The organism is Pseudomonas umsongensis (assembly GCF_012647205.1).
Classification (GTDB): Bacteria; Pseudomonadota; Gammaproteobacteria; order Pseudomonadales; family Pseudomonadaceae; genus Aquipseudomonas; species Aquipseudomonas umsongensis.
Window position 1 is genome coordinate 2,955,689 of record NZ_CP051487.1, and the last position, 17,616, is coordinate 2,973,304.

General features: G+C 59.4%; 18 protein-coding genes. 11 read left to right on the top strand and 7 right to left on the bottom strand.

Annotated features, from left to right (window positions below):
* Positions 1–51: 51 nt before the first annotated feature.
* From HGP31_RS13490 to HGP31_RS13510, 5 genes are all read right to left on the bottom strand, one after another.
* Positions 52–312, bottom strand: a complete 261-nt coding sequence (locus HGP31_RS13490) for a hypothetical protein (RefSeq protein ID WP_020801226.1) — start codon at positions 310–312, stop codon at positions 52–54.
* Between the two features lie 109 nt (positions 313–421).
* Positions 422–904: a hypothetical protein gene (locus HGP31_RS13495; RefSeq protein WP_020801225.1), complete on the bottom strand. Its 483-nt coding sequence runs from the start codon at positions 902–904 to the stop codon at positions 422–424.
* Positions 901–1,716: a winged helix-turn-helix domain-containing protein gene (locus HGP31_RS13500; RefSeq protein WP_033044057.1), complete on the bottom strand. Its 816-nt coding sequence runs from the start codon at positions 1,714–1,716 to the stop codon at positions 901–903. Before HGP31_RS13500 ends, HGP31_RS13495 begins: the two co-directional genes overlap by 4 nt.
* A gap of 322 nt (positions 1,717–2,038) precedes the next feature.
* A complete protein-coding gene (locus HGP31_RS13505; protein WP_168757924.1) occupies positions 2,039–2,719 on the bottom strand; it encodes a DUF3313 domain-containing protein in 681 nt (226 codons plus the stop codon).
* Positions 2,720–2,840: 121 nt separating this feature from the next.
* Positions 2,841–3,377 carry a glyoxalase superfamily protein gene (locus tag HGP31_RS13510; RefSeq protein WP_083348895.1) on the bottom strand — a complete coding sequence of 179 codons (537 nt, stop codon included), beginning with the start codon at positions 3,375–3,377 and terminating at the stop codon, positions 2,841–2,843.
* 380 nt (positions 3,378–3,757) lie between these two features.
* On the opposite strand from HGP31_RS13510, the gene HGP31_RS13515 reads away from it, so the two are divergent.
* Entirely contained in the window at positions 3,758–4,234 is a 477-nt protein-coding gene (locus tag HGP31_RS13515; protein ID WP_020801220.1) for an HvfA family oxazolone/thioamide-modified RiPP metallophore, read from the top strand.
* A 1,200-nt stretch (positions 4,235–5,434) separates the two neighbouring features.
* On the opposite strand, the gene HGP31_RS13520 is transcribed toward HGP31_RS13515, so the two are convergent.
* Entirely contained in the window at positions 5,435–6,463 is a 1,029-nt protein-coding gene (locus HGP31_RS13520) for a D-cysteine desulfhydrase family protein (protein WP_168757925.1), read from the bottom strand.
* A gap of 218 nt (positions 6,464–6,681) precedes the next feature.
* Here HGP31_RS13520 and HGP31_RS13525 point away from each other — a divergent pair, with 218 nt between their 5' ends.
* The 5 genes from HGP31_RS13525 to HGP31_RS13545 all read left to right on the top strand — a co-directional run bounded on the left by HGP31_RS13525 (position 6,682) and on the right by HGP31_RS13545 (position 11,678).
* A complete protein-coding gene (locus HGP31_RS13525) occupies positions 6,682–7,932 on the top strand; it encodes an MFS transporter (protein ID WP_083348897.1) in 1,251 nt (416 codons plus the stop codon).
* A 129-nt stretch (positions 7,933–8,061) separates the two neighbouring features.
* Positions 8,062–8,376 carry a DUF485 domain-containing protein gene (locus HGP31_RS13530; protein WP_020800728.1) on the top strand — a complete coding sequence of 105 codons (315 nt, stop codon included), beginning with the start codon at positions 8,062–8,064 and terminating at the stop codon, positions 8,374–8,376.
* Positions 8,373–10,046: a cation acetate symporter gene (locus tag HGP31_RS13535; protein ID WP_083348898.1), complete on the top strand. Its 1,674-nt coding sequence runs from the start codon at positions 8,373–8,375 to the stop codon at positions 10,044–10,046. Before HGP31_RS13530 ends, HGP31_RS13535 begins: the two co-directional genes overlap by 4 nt.
* Positions 10,047–10,100: 54 nt before the next feature.
* Entirely contained in the window at positions 10,101–10,655 is a 555-nt protein-coding gene (locus HGP31_RS13540; protein ID WP_168757926.1) for a cytochrome b, read from the top strand.
* A 3-nt stretch (positions 10,656–10,658) separates the two neighbouring features.
* Positions 10,659–11,678, top strand: a complete 1,020-nt coding sequence (locus HGP31_RS13545) for an NAD(P)H-dependent flavin oxidoreductase (protein WP_168757927.1) — start codon at positions 10,659–10,661, stop codon at positions 11,676–11,678.
* Positions 11,679–11,789: 111 nt separating this feature from the next.
* Here HGP31_RS13545 and HGP31_RS13550 read toward each other — a convergent pair whose 3' ends face one another.
* Positions 11,790–12,677 carry a LysR family transcriptional regulator gene (locus HGP31_RS13550; protein ID WP_033043782.1) on the bottom strand — a complete coding sequence of 296 codons (888 nt, stop codon included), beginning with the start codon at positions 12,675–12,677 and terminating at the stop codon, positions 11,790–11,792.
* Positions 12,678–12,792: 115 nt separating this feature from the next.
* Here HGP31_RS13550 and HGP31_RS13555 point away from each other — a divergent pair, with 115 nt between their 5' ends.
* The 5 genes from HGP31_RS13555 to HGP31_RS13575 all read left to right on the top strand — a co-directional run bounded on the left by HGP31_RS13555 (position 12,793) and on the right by HGP31_RS13575 (position 17,333).
* Positions 12,793–13,458 (top strand): MOSC domain-containing protein, encoded by a 666-nt coding sequence (locus HGP31_RS13555; protein WP_033043779.1) that lies wholly within the window; start codon positions 12,793–12,795, stop codon positions 13,456–13,458.
* 132 nt (positions 13,459–13,590) lie between these two features.
* The gene (locus tag HGP31_RS13560; protein WP_168757928.1) at positions 13,591–15,108 is read left to right on the top strand and encodes a CoA-acylating methylmalonate-semialdehyde dehydrogenase; all 1,518 of its coding nucleotides are present in this window, start codon (positions 13,591–13,593) and stop codon (positions 15,106–15,108) included.
* 128 nt (positions 15,109–15,236) lie between these two features.
* Positions 15,237–15,626, top strand: coding sequence for a tautomerase family protein (locus HGP31_RS13565; RefSeq protein WP_033043775.1), 390 nt, complete (start codon positions 15,237–15,239; stop codon positions 15,624–15,626).
* 34 nt (positions 15,627–15,660) lie between these two features.
* A complete protein-coding gene (locus HGP31_RS13570; RefSeq protein WP_033043774.1) occupies positions 15,661–16,710 on the top strand; it encodes an NAD(P)H-dependent flavin oxidoreductase in 1,050 nt (349 codons plus the stop codon).
* A 68-nt stretch (positions 16,711–16,778) separates the two neighbouring features.
* The gene (locus HGP31_RS13575; protein WP_168757929.1) at positions 16,779–17,333 is read left to right on the top strand and encodes a nucleotidyltransferase family protein; all 555 of its coding nucleotides are present in this window, start codon (positions 16,779–16,781) and stop codon (positions 17,331–17,333) included.
* The last annotated feature ends 283 nt before the right edge of the window (positions 17,334–17,616 follow it).

Consider the following 17,616-nt stretch of genomic DNA (forward strand, 5'->3'; position numbering starts at 1 on the left):
TTCGGATAGTCCTGTGCTGACGATGTTTGTTGAAGTCAAAAATTCATATTTTCAAACGGGAGTCAGCGAAAGCTCATCGCTCTCGTTGTCAGTGTTTTGCGAGGGGGGCAATGGGTCATCAACCGCGCTGTCACCTTGATTACGTTCATTTTCAGAATGGATTTTCAGGTGTTTCAACTTTATTTTTTCGTTCGGGCTCAGTTCTATTTCGTAGAACTCGATTTCCGTGCTGCCGATGGCGTATTCATTGTACGCCATTGAATGAAAAGGTAAGGCGGCTAGAAATAGAACTGCCAGGATCTTGGTCATCATTGATTTGACGGCTCGCGAACACGATAAAGGCGGGATCTTGGTGGGGGGAGGGTGCTTGATTCAAATCACTAATTATTATTTTTGTTATGGTGTGATTTGCTGAGGTGCCTCAGTGATTCATGCAGCGCAGGCGGCCGACATCATGCACATAAAAACACACGCTGTTTTTGTCGGCGGTAGGGAGTAATTCGTAGTTCAGGATAGTGCCTTCCTGAAGAATGAATTGACGCCTGAAAAACAGATCCGGAGTTTTTTCGATGGCGAATAATTCGTTGTCCTGGCTCAGTTTGACGTTATTGATTTTTATCTGGACGTGATGATTGCTTTCCCGGATAACCTGCGCCGAAATAGTCGCGTTACGAATTTTTCCGTTCAAGCTTTCCAGGGTGGTTTGTGTCAGTCGACCATGGCCGATAGTCAGATACTCTTCAGTGTTGAGCTGATTCGAATCCTCCAGCCATTGTCGGGTCATGGTTTGATAACTGATATTTTCCATGTAGTAAGAGGGTGAGTACATCAAGGAAAAGATACAGGCGGCGTTGATGATCGCAAGCACTATCCAATGTGCGGTCGAAGGTGTCATTGACTTCATAGGGTGACTTCCAAGCATTGCCGAATCATCAGTGCAAGGTCTTTTTGCTCGCTATTCAATTGCAGGTTTGCAGTGCTGAGATCTGGGCGAATGCACGAAACGGAATAGTTGGATTTAAAAAGGTTTAGCCAAACGTCGCCCTTTAAATTGAGCGAAAGTTGTTTGATCTGTGCGATCGAAAGATCCCTCAGTTCCTCTGCCTCCGCAATATTGTGGCCTACGGCATGGATGGACAACTCATTGTGTTTTACGCTGGAAACTTCAACTTTTGGTGTGTCGAAGCCGGAGTGGAAGCCGGTGTAGGCACACACTCCCAAGGTCAGGACATAGCCGATCAACTGGAATTTTGTAATGTAAGTTGATGCTCCGGTTTTCCCTGCAGGCACCGGCAGAGCATCTTTTTTCTGTGGCGCCAACGCTTCAAGGGCGGGCACGGGTTCCGCTTCATCTGAAGGTGTCGGCAACTCGGCCTGTGCATCCATTACATAGAGACGGTTGAAGCAATAACCTCTTCGCGGAACCGTCATCACTATTTCGTGATCACGACTGTCATTAAGCAGGTTTCTAAGAGAGAAAACGGCCTGGTTCAAACTGCCGGAGGCGACGACGCGGTCATTCCAGGTGTAATCGATGATTTCCTCACGGCTTTTGGTCTGGCCGGGGTCCATCAACAGCAGGTCCAGTAGACGCGATTCGGCTCTACCTATGGTAGAGCTTTGAACTTCTCCATGGGTTGTAGTGATGGTAAGCAAAGCGGTATCTGGATCGAAAAGGGCCATGGCACCGTTTTTCAATTTGAAGGCGTAGCGCATGGGTATCCTCCGTTCAGGTGGTTCGGGCTGAGTATAGAGACGGTTTTGACAGGCCGGATTTGACGCAGTGCGTTCTTGTCGGGGAGTGAACGGCAATGAGCGGGCAAGCGCGGGTAATCCACGGAGGCTCAATCGGGGGCGGTGATGATGCTCGAATCGCGCGATCTGCGCTATCCGAAAAATGCAAGGCAGGGGTATTGGAAGGTCTGTTACCGCGAGTTAAACGGTATTGCGAAACCCCATGCTCGATTGCATCGCATTGCAATCCCGTGACACTGGATGGCAGGGCACTCAATGTTGCGATGGGGTTTCGAGCGAGTTGTTACTGGCCGGACAGCAGTGCTTGCATGTCGTTCGTCATGTCTTTGAATGCAACCTTGAAATCGTTGGCGACAATTGGCTGGCTGGCATTTTTCACGGTTTCACCGAACACCTTGCGAACCACCTTGGCGACCGGCAAACCGGTTCTGGCATCTACCAGGTCGGCTTCCAGGTACAGTTCGGCGGTCTGATCGCGATGGCCGGTGGCAGCTTGTGTCGCCCCGACAATGGCGGCGATCGGCACGGCCTCATACCAATGCATGCCTTCGTTGTTGGCGCTGACGTGGGTGATTGCCGCTTGCAGGATCAGCGTCCGTGAATCGGCCGGTGCCCGCGGCACCTTTGATACAATGGTGTAGTAGGGGATCAAGGCAGATTTGACACTGTTGCTGGCCGCAGTCTGTACGTCCTGCAGGGTTTTCAGGTTGACGCGCTCGGACGGTTTCGGCGCCGGGTACAGCTCTACCTGCTCGAACACCACAGTGGAGTAGGCGTGTGGATCAAACCCTGGCGCCGTCCAGCGCAGTACCTTCTGTTCACTCGGTGTAGTCTGCTCTTGCAGCCCCTCGTAATTGGGGAGGAAGCCGGAGTATTGATTCGGCTGCGCCACTTTGGAGACACAACCGACCTGAAACACGCAGCTCAAGGCAATACCGGCAATCCATCCATTCGACATGCTCATGTGTTCTGTTCTCAAGTGATGAAAGTTATCGATCAGACTGCCTGCCGTGGCCGGATAATCCGAATCAATAACCGTCAACAACTCTCAAACCGGGGTCAATTTACATCAGGGATTGCGCCGATCAGCTCTGGCAGAACCGGATCCGGTTGCCGAACGGATCGTAGACTTCCAGGACTTGCCCCCAGCCCTGCTGGACAATATCCGGACGTCCATAGCCGTAGCGCTTGGCAAGTAACTCATCGCGAAGCAGTTCGATATTGTTCATCGGCACAAACACCGTCGAGCCCGGGCTGGCGTCGCCATGATGTTCGGAAAGGTGCAGTTGCAGGCCGTTGCGGCTGATGCCCAGATACAGTGGCAGGTCGGCTTCGAACCGGTGTTCGAATTCGATGCTGAAGCCCAGGAAATCGAGATAGAACTCACGGGCCTTGGCTTCGTCGAACATACGCAATATGGGAATGGGTCTGTCGAATGTAACTGTGGATACGGGCTGGGTGGCTGTGGGGGGAAGCATCGCAGACGCAGTGTTCCAGTCCTTGTAGCCCAGTTGCTGCGCGACCAGTTCCAACGCGGTGGAGTGAGACAGGCCCTGATTGCGTTCCTCCAGCGAGGCGCGCAACTGTTTGGCCATTTGTTTGGCTTGCTCGATTGAAAACATCATTGCTCCTGTAGCCGAGATGCCTTGGTGCTCGCGTTGCCAAACCTCGACCGTCAAGAGATACGACAGGGTTCGCACGAAAAAGCGATGCTTTCACCTTTCCCATCGGGAGCGAGCGGCGGGCAGCATTGGCCCGGTGCCGATGGTACATAGCCGCTCCTGTGACGGGAAGACCCGCGCCCGTGTATCGCTGTGTATCCAGCCCCCTCGAACGCAGACTGGCTTACAAATGCCCCTGCAACCGGATACATCCGGGATACACGGTTGCCGTCAAATAGCCCTGCCTTAGCGAGAAAGCAACCGCGCCTCGCACCACGGCTTATCGCCCTTTTGGCAATGACCCATGCGGCTCGACCGCCCACAGTATCCGGAGAATCACCATGTCCCGTATGTCAAACAAATCCCGTATTGGCCTGATCGCTGTTGCACTGGCCGGCAGCCTCAACCTCGCTTCGAACGCCTTTGCCGCAGACGCGCTGCCTCAGGGGTATCAACTGGCCTCGGCGGAAAAAACCAGTGAAGGCAAATGTGGCGAAGGCAAGTGTGGCGAAGGCAAGTGTGGCGCTGAAGAAGCCGGCGCCAAAGTGACCAAGGCCGGCGAAGGCAAGTGCGGTGAAGGCAAGTGCGGCGATGCTTCGTTCGCCCGTACCGACACCGACCACGACGGCCGCGTTTCGCTCAAGGAACTGCTGACCGTTGCCCCGCAGGGCGGCGAGGAGTTCAAGGCCATGGACACCAACAACGACGGTTTCCTCTCCGAAGGCGAAGTCTACAAATTCCGCACAAACCAGTTCACCTCCAATGGCAAGAAAGTGCCTACGGAGTTGTTTACCCAGATGAGCAAGGCCAAGAGCTGATTGGGAGTTGCATCGGTCAATAACCTCCCTGGGATTTTCCTGGGGAGGTTTCTGTGTACAGATCCATTGCTGCTGTAACGGCGGCTTGTGGTTTCGTCCATGCGGTGCGTCACTTGGACAAAGCCTGTATGAGTGAGGCTTGCCCGCGAAGGCGACCTGACAGCCGACCTGACTTTTACGGGGGCACCTGGATCCCCTGTGGGAGCGAGCCTGCTGGCGATTGATCGTTCCCACGCGCAGCAAAGGAATGCCGCCAGGGACGCTCCGCATTCCGCTGACGACGCATTAATTGAGTCGTGCGCAACGGTGATGCAAGCGTCACAAGAAGCCCTGTGTGAAATTGGTTGCCTGCGTACATATCCATTGCTGCGGTAACGGCCACCTATGGTTTCGCTTTTACAGCGACTCCCTTTTTCAAACGCCAAAAAGGAAGCAAAAGGCTTTGCCCCACCACTCGGTGCCTCGCTGTGGCTCGGCATGCCCTCTCTCCGGCATTGCTCCGTGGGTCGCCGCGATGGGCTGTCCCTGGCCCAGCGCGGCTAAACCGGCGTCCTGCCGGTTTCCCCACTGCGCAATGCCTGCGTTCGGCCAGCGTGGTTAACGGGGCGCCCCAGATCAAAAGCCAAAGCGAGGCGGCCTTAAAGCCGACCTGACTTTTACTGGTGTACCTGGATCCCCTGTGGGAGCGAGCCTGCTGGTGATTGATCGTTCCCACGCTCTGCGTGGGAATGCCGCCAGGGACGCTCCGCGTTCCGCTGACGACGCATTAATTGAGCCGTGCGCAACGGTGATGCGAAGCGTCACAGCAAGTTATGTGTGAGATTTATTGTCGGAGTACATATCCATTGCCGCGGTAACGGCGGCTTATGGTTTCGCTTTTACAGCGACTCCCTTTTTCAAACGCCGGAGTGCCGGCCCAGCAAAAAGGAAGCAAAAGGCTGTGCCCCACCACTCGGTGCCTCGCTTGGGCTCGGCATGCCCTCTCTCCGGCATTGCTCCATGGGTCGCCGCGATGGGCCGTCCCTGGCCCAGCGCGGCTAAACCGGCGTCCTGCCGGTTTCCCCACTGCGCAATGCCTGCGTTCGGCCATCGTGGTTAACGGGGCGCTCGCGATCAACAGCAAAGCGAGGCGGCCTGACAGCCGACCTGACTTTTACGGTTGTACCTGAATGTCGAAACCCTATAGCTGCGGCGTGACCCTCACTCGAAGGCGCTCCGGTAGGCAAACAGACCAGGCATGCCGCCGGTCATCACAAACAGCAGATTGCTGCCCGCCGGGTAATCACCCCGACGTACAGCCGCGAGCATCCCGGCGAAAGCCTTGCCACCGTAGACGGGATCGGTGAGCAAGCCTTCCTGGGACGCCAGCAGGCGTACCGCTTCGAGCATCGCTTCGGTCGGCGCGCCATAGGCATCTCCGCGTTGGCTGCCATCCACGCGAATCGAGTGGTCGGCCAGCGTCGTGGACCGGTCAAGTAGCTGTAGGACCTGTCGGGTTTTTTGCAGGGTCGTGGTCGTGGCCTGTTCCTCCGTCGCCAGCACCGAGTAGCCGAGGATTTGCGTCGAGGCGCCAGCCAGGGTGACGCCGGCCAATAACCCTGAATGCGTGCCGGCGCTGCCATTGGGCACGATGATTTGCTCGAAATGCATATCCAGCGCCTCCGCCTGGCGCAGGATCTCGCCTGCGCAGGCGGCATAACCCAGGCTGCCCCGAGGGCTGGACCCGCCGAGGGGCATCACGAAGGGCCTCTTGCCTTGGCCCTTGAGCGTGTCGACCAACTGCGTCGCGTAGGCATCGGGCAAGACACCCCGAGCCAGCCGATGGACCTTCGCGCCAAACAAGGCATCCAGCAGCACATTGCCGTTGTGGCAAAAGTCGTCATCGGTGCGCACGGCCGAGGGTGTCAGGATCAGCTCGCAGGCGAGGCCATGACGGGCCGCCACGGCCGCGGTCAGTCGTGCGTGATTGGATTGCAAACCGCCCCAGGTCACCAGTGTGTCGGCGCCTTCGGCCAAGGCTTCGCCGAGCAGGAACTCCAGTTTGCGCAGTTTGTTGCCACCGCCGCCAAGACCGGTCAGGTCGTCGCGCTTGACGTAGAGCTGACAGCCATTGAGTTCGGGCAAGTCGCTCAAGCGGGACAGTTTCTGTATCGGGGTCGGGCCTTCGAGCAGTGCGACCCGTGGGTAGGCGGCCAGCGCGGCATCAAGATGATTCAAGTCGTGGGGCATGAAGGTTCGCTCGTGGAGTGAAGGAATTTGAACGCCATCGACCACTGTAAAAAGCTCTGGTTCGAAGATATACCACCGGCAAGGAATTACAGTTGATACACCGTGTAATGAATGCGTGCATCTCTAATACAGATGTCATCGATCTTGATAAATCGTTTCACGAGATATATTGACGCGAGATAAGGTCTGCCGCATTCGCCTGCGGAGTACCTGGTCCCATGAATTATGCCGAGCGCAATCTTGCCTATTGGCGTCGCAACCTGGCTGTTTGTGTATTCGGCTCGTTCACCACATTGGTGAGCCTGAGCATGCTGTTGCCGTTCCTGCCGCTCTATGTGCAGCAACTGGGCGTCACTGAGCAGGCCGATGTGGTGCAGTGGTCCGCGGTAGCGTTCGGCGCGACATTCTTTGGCACGGCGATCACTGCACCGCTCTGGGGCCGCTTGGCTGATCGTTTTGGGCGTAAACCGATGCTGGTCCGCGCGGCCATCGGCATGGCGATCGTGATGTCGCTGATCGGGCTGGCGCGGGACGTTACCGATCTGGTGGCGCTGCGCCTGATCGCCGGGCTCATCGGCGGTTATGCCTCGGCTTCGATCGTGATGATCGGTTCCCAGGTGCCACGGGAAAAGGCCGGTTGGGCACTGGGCGTGCTGTCGACGGGGGCGTTGTCCGGCAACCTGATCGGGCCGCTGGTAGGTGGATTCCTCCCGCAGTGGGTAGGTATCCGTGGCACTTTTTTTGTTGGCGGCGCAATGATCGCCGTGGCGGCGATCACCACCATCGTACTGATTCGTGAGTCGTTCGATCGTAGTTCGGACGGGGCCCGACGCGCCAAAAAAATCCCGGTCGAAGGTGCCGGTTCTCGATGGCCGATCATTGGCGCACTGCTGATGACGGCAATGATGGTGCTGCTGGCCAACATGTCGATCGAACCGATCATCACTGTCTACATCGGTCATCTGGGCGTGGCCCTTGATGATCAGGCGCAGATTGCCGGCGTGGTAATGGCCTGTTCGGCGCTGGGCAGCATCCTGACTGCCGCCAGGCTGGGGGCACTGGCCGATCGAGTCGGCAGCTGGAATGTGATCATCGGATGCCTGGTGCTGACGGCCATCGTCATGGTGCCCCAGGCATTCGTTACGCAGTGGTGGCAACTGGCAGTGTTGCGCGCCCTGATGGGCATGACCATAGCCGGGCTGCTGCCGGCGATTGCCAAGCTGATCCGGCAATCGGTCGAGGACCACGACAGCGGAAGAATCCTTGGCTATCTGCAATCGGCACAGTTCTCCGGGCAGGTGATCGGGCCCCTGATCGGTGGCCAGATCGGCGCCCATTTCGGGTTGCACCACGTGTTCCTGGTGACTGCCGCGCTGCTGGTGTTGTGCGCCGGAATCAATGGCTGGGTGAGAAGTGAAGCGGGAATCCAAAGTAGTAAATTCACCAAAAGCGATCAGCCGGATCATTAATGATCATTTTACATGATCATCTGCCGGGCATAGGTTTAAGGGGCACAGATACCGCAGCCAGTGGCGGATCGAGTCTGAATCTGAGGCTGTGGAACAACAATAACGCTACCACTGCTACACGGAGTCAACGTGAACCATGCAACCGAATCAGCCAGAATCCGCAACCATCCCCGGTATAAGGAGCTGGTCTCGCGGCAGCGAACGTTCGTCGCCAGCCTGACCGCGGCAACCCTTGTCCCGTACTTCACGTTCATCCTCGTTGCCGCCTTCGCGCCCCAGTTGCTGGCGACGAAACTTTCCGCGACCAGCATCATCAGTATCGGTTGGCCTTTAGGTGCCGTGTTCATCGTCGGGGCCTGGTTGTTCACCGGGCTGTACATCCATCGCGCCAATGGTGAATTCGATGACCTGACCGCAGAAATCCGCGCGGGGGGCATCGTATGAAGCGCCTCCTCATGAACCTCATCCTTCCCGTCCTGCTCTGTGTATTTGCGGCTCGCGCCATGGCCGGTGACGTCATCCAGGGCGTCGAGAAACAGCCGATCAACATCACCGCCATCAGCATGTTCCTGGTCTTCGTTGTGACAACCCTCGGCATCACGTACTGGGCCGCCTCAAAAACCCGATCCATGGATGATTTCTACACCGCCGGCGGTGGCATCAGCGGCTTCCAGAACGGGTTGGCACTGGCCGGTGACTACATGTCGGCGGCGGCGTTGCTGGGGGTCACCAGCATGATCTTCTTCAACGGCTTCGATGGCGTGCTGTACTCGATCAGCTTCTTTGTTGCCTGGCCCTTGCTGTTGTTTCTGTTCGCCGAGCGCATCCGCAACCTGGGGCGTATCACCATCTCCGATATCGCTTCATTCCGCCTCGATCAAAACCGCATCCGCACGATGACGGCCTTCGGTTCGTTGACGGTGGTGTGCTTTTACCTGGTGGTCCAGATGGTGGGAGCAGGGCAGTTGATCCAACTGCTGTTCGGTCTGCCGTACAACTATGCGGTGGTTGCCGTGGGGCTGTTGATGGCGGTCTACGTCACCTTCGGCGGCATGGTCGCCACCACCTGGGTGCAAATCATCAAGGCCGGTTTGCTACTGGTGGGCGGGACGCTGCTGGCATTCCTGGCGCTGAGCAAGTTCGGCTTTTCCTTCGACCTGTTGTTTGAAAAAGCCGTGGCCGCGCACCGTGATGGCGAGCGGATCCTGCTGCCGAGCAAACTGGTGGCCGACCCGCTGTCGCTGATCTCATTGGCGCTGGGACTGGTATTTGGCACCGCAGGGCTGCCGCATATCCTGATGCGCTTCTTCACCGTGCCGGACGCCAGGCAGGCGCGTAAATCGGTGTTCGTCGCCACGGGCTTCATCGGCTTTTTCTACCTGATCGTGGGCGTGCTGGGCCTGGCGGCCATCGTGATCGTCGGGCAAGACCCGGCCTTCTACGAGTCCGGCAATCTGGCGGGCAAGCTGATCGGCGGCAGTAACATGCCGGTGATGCACCTGGCCAAAGCCGTGGGTGGCGACCTGTTGCTGGGCTTCATTTCCGCCGTGGCGTTCGCGACGATCCTGGCGGTGGTGTCGGGGCTGACCATGGCCGGCACATCGGCGATCTCCCATGACTTGTACGTGATGGTGGTCAGGAAGGGTAAGGCCGAAGCCAAGGACGAACGCCGCGTTTCGCGCATTGCCTCGGTGGGCATTGGCATCGTCGCGGTGGTGCTGGGGATTCTGTTCAAGGATCAGAACATTGCCTTTCTGGTCGCGCTGACGTTCGGCGTGGCGGCCTCGGTCAACTTCCCGATCCTGGTGCTTTCGATGTACTGGAAAGGGTTGACCACACGGGGCGCGCTGATTGGCGGTGTCGCCGGGCTGGTGAGTGCGGTGGGGCTGGTCATTCTTTCGCCGGCGGTGTGGGTCAAGGTGCTGGGCAATGCCGAGGCGATCTTCCCCTATGACTACCCGGCGATCATCTCGATGAACGTGGCATTCCTGTTCACCTGGCTGGGCTCGGTGACTGACCGCAGCCGTGGCGCGGTGCTCGAGCGCGAGCGTTTCGATGATCAGTTGATCCGCGCCCAGACCGGGCTCGGCGCCGCGCAGGCGGTCAACCACTAAGACCTTCGCGGTCCATCCTTTCCTGATTTGCGCATTCTGTAAAAGGAGTCAGCCATGCAACTACGCGACAATGGCCTGAGATTTTCACCCATCACCGTTGCCCTGCACTGGGTCGTGGCGATTTCGCTGCTGGCGATTTTCGGCCTGCAACTGTGGATCGGCCACGCCTCCAGCGAGGCGCAGCAACTGGCGCTTGTCCGGGTACAAAACCTGCTGGGGCTGATTCTGTTCCTCGTCTCGTCCTACCGGTTCTGGGCGCGGATCACCTCCTATCATCCGCTGCCGGTAGGCACGCCGAACCCGATCGAAGTGATCATCAGCCGTTCGGTGGCGGTGTCGCTGGCCTTGGCGATGGTGCTGTTGCCGATCGCGGTTTGGGCTTCGCGGGCCGCCGCCGGCGAGGTGCTGCAACTGCCCGGCGGATTATGGATTCCGTCGCTCCTGCCGGTTAACCCCACCTTGAAGCATGTGGTCGATGTGCTGTTCGCCATTGGCGCCTCCGCGTTCCTCGCAGGGCTCGCGCTGCATGTTTTCGGTGCCGCGAAAAATCACTTTCTCCTGAAGAACAACACGCTCAAGCGGATGCTTGGCAAACATGTGGAGCTGTGAGTCATGAAACAGGACAAAAACGTTTTTTCGGGTAATGTCGTCACCCGGCTCTGCGGCGTGAACTACCCGATCTTCCTCGGCGGCATGGCCGCCATTTCCGGCCCGCAACTGGTCGGGGCCGTGGCCAACGCCGGGGGCATGGGCGTGCTCGGTGGCTTGCGCCTGCCACCTTTGGCCTTGCGTCGTTGGATCGAGGAAACACGGGCACTGACCGACCAGCCCTTCGGGGTGAACCTGGTGCCGCAGTTCGGCGGGCCGGATGTGTTCGAAGCGCAGTTCCAGGTGATCCTCAAGCAAAAGCCCAGATTGCTGTCGCTGTTCTATGCCGAGAAATATGCCGCCGACATGATTCCCCGGGCGAAAGACGCCGGGCTGCTGGTGATGGTGCAAGCGGGGTCGGTGGAGCTGGCTCGCATCGCCATCGCCCAGGGCGCGGACATCATCATTGCCCAGGGCAGTGAAAGTGGTGGGCACCTCAATCGCGGCACGATCGGCATCATGCCGTTGTTGACGTCGATCCTGGCCGTCGCCGAGGGCAAGCCGGTGCTGGCGGCCGGCGGTATCGTCCACGGCGATGATGTGCGCGCACTGATGTCGCTCGGCGCGTCAGGGGTGGTGGTGGGCACGGCGTTCATTGCCACCGACGAGTCCAACGCCCATCCGCTGTACAAAAAGAAGATTGTCGAGGCGACTACCGATGACACGGAGTACCGCACCGGCTATTCGTTCGGTTGGACCTACGGCACGCCGCACCGGGTGATTCCCAATCGGGACAAGTGGAATCTGCTGCGCTTTATCGGCGGCGGGGCCCGGGCGATTGACAAGCCACGGATGGCGCAGAAGCTGTCGCTGTATGCGGGGCAGGGGGTGGGCAAGATCCACAGTGTCGTGCCGGCGGCCGAGCGGGTGGCGGAGCTGGCGTGCGGGCTGGATCAGTTGTCTGTAACCGAGAGAAAGGTCACGGACTACGCTGCGACAGGACGGTTCCTGAACGAGCAGAGAAGGACACTCGGCTGGCAGTGAACCCTGTGGGAGCGAGCCTGCTCGCGAAGGCGACAGCACATCCAGAATGGATGTCGACTGAACCACCGCTTTCGCGAGCAGGCTCGCTCCCACAGTGGTTGCCGATGTAGTTCAAGCCACCGCCGGCCGGGCGATCTGTTGTTGCGCCAGGCCGATGAACGCGCTCATCGCCGAGGTGATCATCGTGTCGTTGCGGCGGATGAACACCGTGGAGACATTGGCGAATTCCGCTGGCAGGGTGTGGCAGCGGATGGCATGGCGCACGCTGCAGTTTTCTGCGATGGCCTTGGGCAACAGGGTCACGCCCATGCCCGCCGCCACGCACGACAGGATGCCGTCGAGCGTGCCCAGTTCCATGATCTGGTTGGGCACAAGACCCACCTGGTAGAACCAGTTCTCCAGGGTCGAGCGATAGAAGCAGCCGGTGCGGAACACCAGCACGGTCTGCTGGGGCATTTTCTCGATCAACGCCGGCAACGTTTCGAACTGGCTGCTGCTGACCAGCACCAACTCTTCGCAAAACACCTCTTCCTGGGCCAGCGCCGAGTTCTGGTGAAAGCCGCCGACGAAGGCACCGTCGAGGCGATGGGCTTCAATGGCCTTGATCAACTCGACCGTGGTGCCGGTGAGCAACGACAACTGCACGTCGGGATACTGCTCGCGGTAGCGGGTCAGCACTTGCGGCAAGCGAATGGCAGCGGTGGTCTCCATCGAGCCGAGCCTGAGCAGGCCGCTCGGGCTGCCGGTGTCCATCAGGGCGCTGCGGCTCTCGTCGGTGAGTTGCAGGATGCGCCGCGCATAACCGAGAAAGGTCTCGCCCGCCGAGGTGAGTACCACGCCTGATTTCTTGCGGATGAACAGTTCGCGATTGAGTTCGGCTTCCAGTTCCTTGACGCGCATGGTGACGTTGGACTGCACGGTATTCACCTGCAACGCGGCGGCGGTGAAGCTGCCCAGTTCGGCCACGGCGCAGAAAATCTTCAGTTGGCGCATTTCCATTTGTTGTCACCATCTATCAGTAGAAGTGATCGCAGACATGCTTAACGATCACTTTACGGCCATTTCTGGTGATTAGTAAAGTGACTAAAACCCCCTGATGAGTGAAGGTCGGCCCATGACACTGATTTCGACAATCGACCATGTCTTCGCTGGAGGCCTGGCGGTATTGCAGCCTGAAGGGCAGCGCACGGGCATCTTCAAGCAACGCCAGGCAGGCCCGGTGCGCGTGGAGTTACAGGGGATCGTCGGCGACCAGCACGGCGACACCCGGGTGCACGGCGGGCCGGAAAAAGCCGTGCATCAGTATGCGGCGCAAAACTACCAGCGTCTGGCGCAGGCCTTTGCGCCCAGTGCCGCGCATCTGGTCGCGGGGAGCCTGGGGGAGAACATTTGCGCATTCGGGCTTTCGGAGCTCAACGTGCACATCGGCGACGTGTTCCGCATCGGCAGCAGCTTGCTGCAGGTCTCCCAGCCGCGCAGTCCCTGCTGGAAGATCAACCATCGTTTCGATGCCGAGCACATGTCGATGTTCGTCGCCCGGGAACGAATCACCGGCTGGTATTACCGGGTGCTCGAGCCGGGCTGGCTGCAAGCGGGGGACCGCATTGAATTGCTGGAACGGCATAACGAACGGTTTTCCATCGACCAGTTCTGGCAGGTGCAATTGGCGCACCGGCCGCTGATCGACGATTTGCTCGCGCTGGCGGACAGCGTCGGCCTGGCCGCGGACTGGAAGCGCCGCCTGGGCGAGCGGGCGAAATGGCTGCTTCATAAAATATGATCCATAAGATCATTAATCATCATTTTACATGATTTGTCGGCGGGCCTACCTTGGCCATGTCGGGAGCGCTCAACGCCCCGGCCTGACAACAACAAGAGATGGCTCTTATCCACCACCAGGGGACAACCCGCCATGAGTACCCAGCCTGCAGACATCGCACACTATATTCACGGTCGCCTGACACCCGGCACTTCCAGTCGCTCGCAGCACGTCACCAACCCCGCCACTGGTGTGGTGATCGGCAAGGTGGCCCTGGCCAGTGCCTCGGACGTCGACGCCGCGGTGCAGTCGGCCGCCGTCGCCTTTCCCGCCTGGTCGGCGACACCGCCGCTGCGCCGCGCGCGCATTCTGTTCAAGTTCCTCGCGCTGCTCAACGAGCACCGCGACACCCTGGCCCGGATGATCACCACCGAACATGGCAAGGTCTTCACCGATGCCCAGGGCGAAGTGACGCGCGGCATCGAGGTTGTCGAGTTCGCTTGCGGCATCCCGCAATTGCTCAAGGGCGACTACACCGAGCAAGTCTCGACCAACATCGATAACTGGACCCTGCGCCAGTCCCTGGGCGTGGTGGCCGGTATCACGCCCTTCAACTTCCCGGTGATGGTGCCGATGTGGATGTTTCCGGTGGCCATCGCCTGCGGCAACACCTTCGTGCTCAAGCCGAGCCCGATCGATCCTTCGCCCTCGCTGCTGATCGCCGAGTTGTTCAAGGAAGCCGGGTTGCCGGACGGTGTGTTCAACGTGGTGCAGGGCGATAAGGAAGCGGTGGATGCGCTGCTCGATCACCCTGAAGTCAAGGCCGTGAGCTTTGTCGGCTCCACGCCAATCGCCAACTACATCTACGAGACCGGTGCTCGCCACGGCAAGCGTGTGCAGGCGTTGGGCGGGGCGAAGAACCACATGGTGGTGATGCCTGATGCCGACGTCGAGCAGGTGGTCGATGCGCTGATCGGGGCGGCTTTCGGTTCTGCCGGCGAGCGCTGCATGGCGATCTCGGTAGCGGTGTTTGTCGGTGATGTGGCCGACAAGGTCATCCCGAAACTGGTGGAACGCACCCGCACGCTGAAGATCCTCGAGGGCATGAACCTGGCCGCCGAAATGGGCCCAATCGTTTCGCGCGTGGCGCACCAGCGCATCACCGGCTACATCGAGCAAGGCATCGCTGAAGGCGCCGAGATGCTGGTCGACGGCCGTGACTTCGATGGCTCGCAGGCCGGCGCCGATTGCGCCGGGGGCTTCTGGCTCGGTGGCACAATATTCGACCATGTCACCCCCGCGATGAAGATCTACCAGGAGGAAATCTTCGGTCCGGTGCTGGCGTGCATACGGGTCAAGGATTTCGCCGAGGCGGTCGATCTGGTCAATGCCCACGAATTCGGCAACGGCACCGCGTGCTACACACGCGACGGTCATATCGCCCGTGAATTCGCGACCCGCATCCAGGTGGGCATGGTCGGCATCAACGTGCCGATTCCGGTGCCGATGGCGTGGCACGGCTTCGGTGGCTGGAAGCGCTCGCTGTTCGGTGACATGCACGCCTATGGCGAAGAGGGCGTGCGTTTCTACACCAAACAGAAATCGGTCATGCAGCGCTGGCCGAACAGCATTGCCAAGGGCGCCGAGTTTGCCATGCCGACCTCCAAGTAGACCTTCACGCGCTTTCGGGTTGGAGGGTGTGCAGGCGCGGGCTTGCACGCTGTCCATTGTCCCAGGGGGCGGCTGTGCCTTTTCTCAACGGCGGCTTGCTCCCATTTTCTTGCCCAAGGTAAACCGCGATGCCATTGCTCAAGTTCGACATCATTCAAGGCCGTAGCGACGAACAGCTGCGCACTTTGCTGGAGGTGGCGCATCAGGCCATGGTCCAGGCGTTCGAGGTGCCCGCTAGTGATCGCTACCAGAGCGTGACGCAACACCGGCCGGGGGAGTTGGTACTGCACGACACGGGGTTGGGTTACTCGCGATCGGACAATGTGGTGTTGCTGACGCTGATTTCGCGTCCGCGCCCCCAGCAGCAAAAAGTCGCGTTCTACCGCTTGCTGGCCGAGCAGCTGCACGCCGAGTGCGGCCTGTCGCCTGACGACCTGATCGTTTCACTGGTGGAGAACACCGACGCGGACTGGTCGTTCGGTCGTGGCCGCGCGCAATTTCTGACTGCAGAGCTCTAGCGTTCACTTTCATTCATCAGGCCCAGGTGCTGCCATGTCCAATCCACTGTTGTCCCTATTGAACATCCAATGGCCGATCATTCAGGCGCCGATGGTGGGCGTCTCCACACCCCGTCTTGCGGCGGCGGTGTCCAATGCTGGCGGGCTGGGTTCCATCGGCATTGGCGCGAGCAACGTCGAGCAGGCGCGGGCCCTGCTGCGCGAGACGGCGGCGCATACCGACAAACCCTTCAATGTGAATGTGTTCTGTCACCAGCCGGCTGTCCGGGACACCTTGCGGGAATCCAGGTGGTTGCAATTTCTGGCAGGGTTTTTCGCCGAGTTTGGCGCCGAGACACCGGTGTCGCTGCGGGAAATCTACACCTCGTTCGTCGAGGATGCCGACATGCTGCAGATGCTGCTGGAAGAAAAACCGGCGGTGGTCAGCTTCCATTTTGGCCTGCCGCCACAACCGGCCATCGATGCACTCAAGGCCGCTGGCATTCTGCTGCTGTGTTCCGTGACCAGCCTTGCCGAAGCGTTGGCGGCGCAGGACGCGGGGGTGCATGCCCTGGTGGCACAGGGTTACGAGGCGGGTGGGCATCGCGGGGTCTTCGATCCGCGGCAGGATTTGCAGATGGGCACCTGCGCTTTGGTGCGTGTACTGGTCGATGCCTGTCGTCTGCCATTGATTGCCGCGGGCGGCATCATGGACGGCGCAGGCATTAACGCGGTCATGCGGTTGGGCGCCAGTGCCGCGCAGTTAGGCACGGCATTCATTCTCTGCCCGGAATCGTCGGCGAACGGTGCCTACCGCGAAGCGCTCAAAGGCCCGCGCGCGCATCAGACGCACGTCACCAGCGTCATTTCCGGCCGCCCGGCCCGGGGCATGGTCAATCGCAACTTCACCAGCCTCGAAGGGGCAGGCATCGAAATGCCGGACTACCCGCTCACCTATGACGCCAACAAGGCGCTTAATGCCGCGGCAGCGGCCCGGGCCAATAGCGATTTCGCCGTGCAATGGGCTGGGCAGGGGGCACCATTGGCTCGGGAACTGCCGGCCGCGGCGTTGGTGAAGCTGCTCGCGGCCGAGATGCAATCCTGAGTGCGGGCTTGTCATGGTTTTGTTGTAACTTGGGCGCCGGGACTGAATCGGTTTGCAAGGGAAGAACCATGACATTGACGGCCGAAAAACTGGTTGGCATCGCAATGACCAACCCGATCAACGTGCAATTGTCCTCACGCTTGCCAGCGCTTGGACTTGATCAATGCATGCTCACGGCAGGTTGCCTGTTCCAGGCGGTATGGAATCAAAAGGCACAACGAGATCCTGGCTGGGGCATCAAGGATTACGACGTTTTCTACTTTGACCCCGACCTGTCCTGGGAGGCCGAGAACGAGGTTATCCAGCGGGCTCAAGATGTCTTCCAGGACCTTGGGGTCAACGTCGAGCTCAAGAATCAGGCGCGCGTGCACCTTTGGTATCACCAGCGCTTTGGCGGGACTTACCCCAGGCTTGAATCGGCCAGGGACGGGATTGATCGCTACCTGGTGGCGGGTACTTGTATTGGTCTGGACGTTGTCACCGGCGAGGTCTACGCCCCCTACGGGTTGGCGGATGTAGAGCAGGGCTTGTTGCGTATCAATCCGGCAAACCCCAGGCCTGACTTGTTTGAGCAGAAGGCGAAGAGTTATCAGGTTCGCTGGCCTTGGTTGAGGGTTGTGTAAGGCGTGCCTGTCCGCGTTGTGATCGATGATGGTTCCCACGCTCTGCGTCACTGTTGCGCACGGCTCAGGTCATGCGTCGTCAGCGGAACGCGGAGCGTCCCTGGCGGCATTCCCACGCAGAGCGTGGGAACGATCAACGTGTTCGCTTGAAATCAGGCCGCCTCGCTTTGCTTTTGATCGCGAGCGCCCCGTTAAACCACGATGGCCCATCGCGACGACCCCTGTAGGAGCGAGCATGTCGAATCGTCGCACCGTCGCGATGGAGGTCAACGATGACGCGGGA

Bases quoted from the DNA above. Each gene is read 5' to 3' on its own strand.
- HGP31_RS13490 (WP_020801226.1), bottom strand. From the start codon at position 312: ATGATGACCAAGATCCTGGCAGTTCTATTTCTAGCCGCCTTACCTTTT.
- HGP31_RS13495 (WP_020801225.1), bottom strand. From the start codon at position 904: ATGAAGTCAATGACACCTTCGACCGCACATTGGATAGTGCTTGCGATC.
- HGP31_RS13500 (WP_033044057.1), bottom strand. From the start codon at position 1,716: ATGCGCTACGCCTTCAAATTGAAAAACGGTGCCATGGCCCTTTTCGAT.
- HGP31_RS13505 (WP_168757924.1), bottom strand. From the start codon at position 2,719: ATGAGCATGTCGAATGGATGGATTGCCGGTATTGCCTTGAGCTGCGTG.
- HGP31_RS13510 (WP_083348895.1), bottom strand. From the start codon at position 3,377: ATGTTTTCAATCGAGCAAGCCAAACAAATGGCCAAACAGTTGCGCGCC.
- HGP31_RS13515 (WP_020801220.1), top strand. From the start codon at position 3,758: ATGTCCCGTATGTCAAACAAATCCCGTATTGGCCTGATCGCTGTTGCA.
- HGP31_RS13520 (WP_168757925.1), bottom strand. From the start codon at position 6,463: ATGCCCCACGACTTGAATCATCTTGATGCCGCGCTGGCCGCCTACCCA.
- HGP31_RS13525 (WP_083348897.1), top strand. From the start codon at position 6,682: ATGAATTATGCCGAGCGCAATCTTGCCTATTGGCGTCGCAACCTGGCT.
- HGP31_RS13535 (WP_083348898.1), top strand. From the start codon at position 8,373: ATGAAGCGCCTCCTCATGAACCTCATCCTTCCCGTCCTGCTCTGTGTA.
- HGP31_RS13540 (WP_168757926.1), top strand. From the start codon at position 10,101: ATGCAACTACGCGACAATGGCCTGAGATTTTCACCCATCACCGTTGCC.
- HGP31_RS13545 (WP_168757927.1), top strand. From the start codon at position 10,659: ATGAAACAGGACAAAAACGTTTTTTCGGGTAATGTCGTCACCCGGCTC.
- HGP31_RS13550 (WP_033043782.1), bottom strand. From the start codon at position 12,677: ATGGAAATGCGCCAACTGAAGATTTTCTGCGCCGTGGCCGAACTGGGC.
- HGP31_RS13555 (WP_033043779.1), top strand. From the start codon at position 12,793: ATGACACTGATTTCGACAATCGACCATGTCTTCGCTGGAGGCCTGGCG.
- HGP31_RS13560 (WP_168757928.1), top strand. From the start codon at position 13,591: ATGAGTACCCAGCCTGCAGACATCGCACACTATATTCACGGTCGCCTG.
- HGP31_RS13565 (WP_033043775.1), top strand. From the start codon at position 15,237: ATGCCATTGCTCAAGTTCGACATCATTCAAGGCCGTAGCGACGAACAG.
- HGP31_RS13570 (WP_033043774.1), top strand. From the start codon at position 15,661: ATGTCCAATCCACTGTTGTCCCTATTGAACATCCAATGGCCGATCATT.
- HGP31_RS13575 (WP_168757929.1), top strand. From the start codon at position 16,779: ATGACATTGACGGCCGAAAAACTGGTTGGCATCGCAATGACCAACCCG.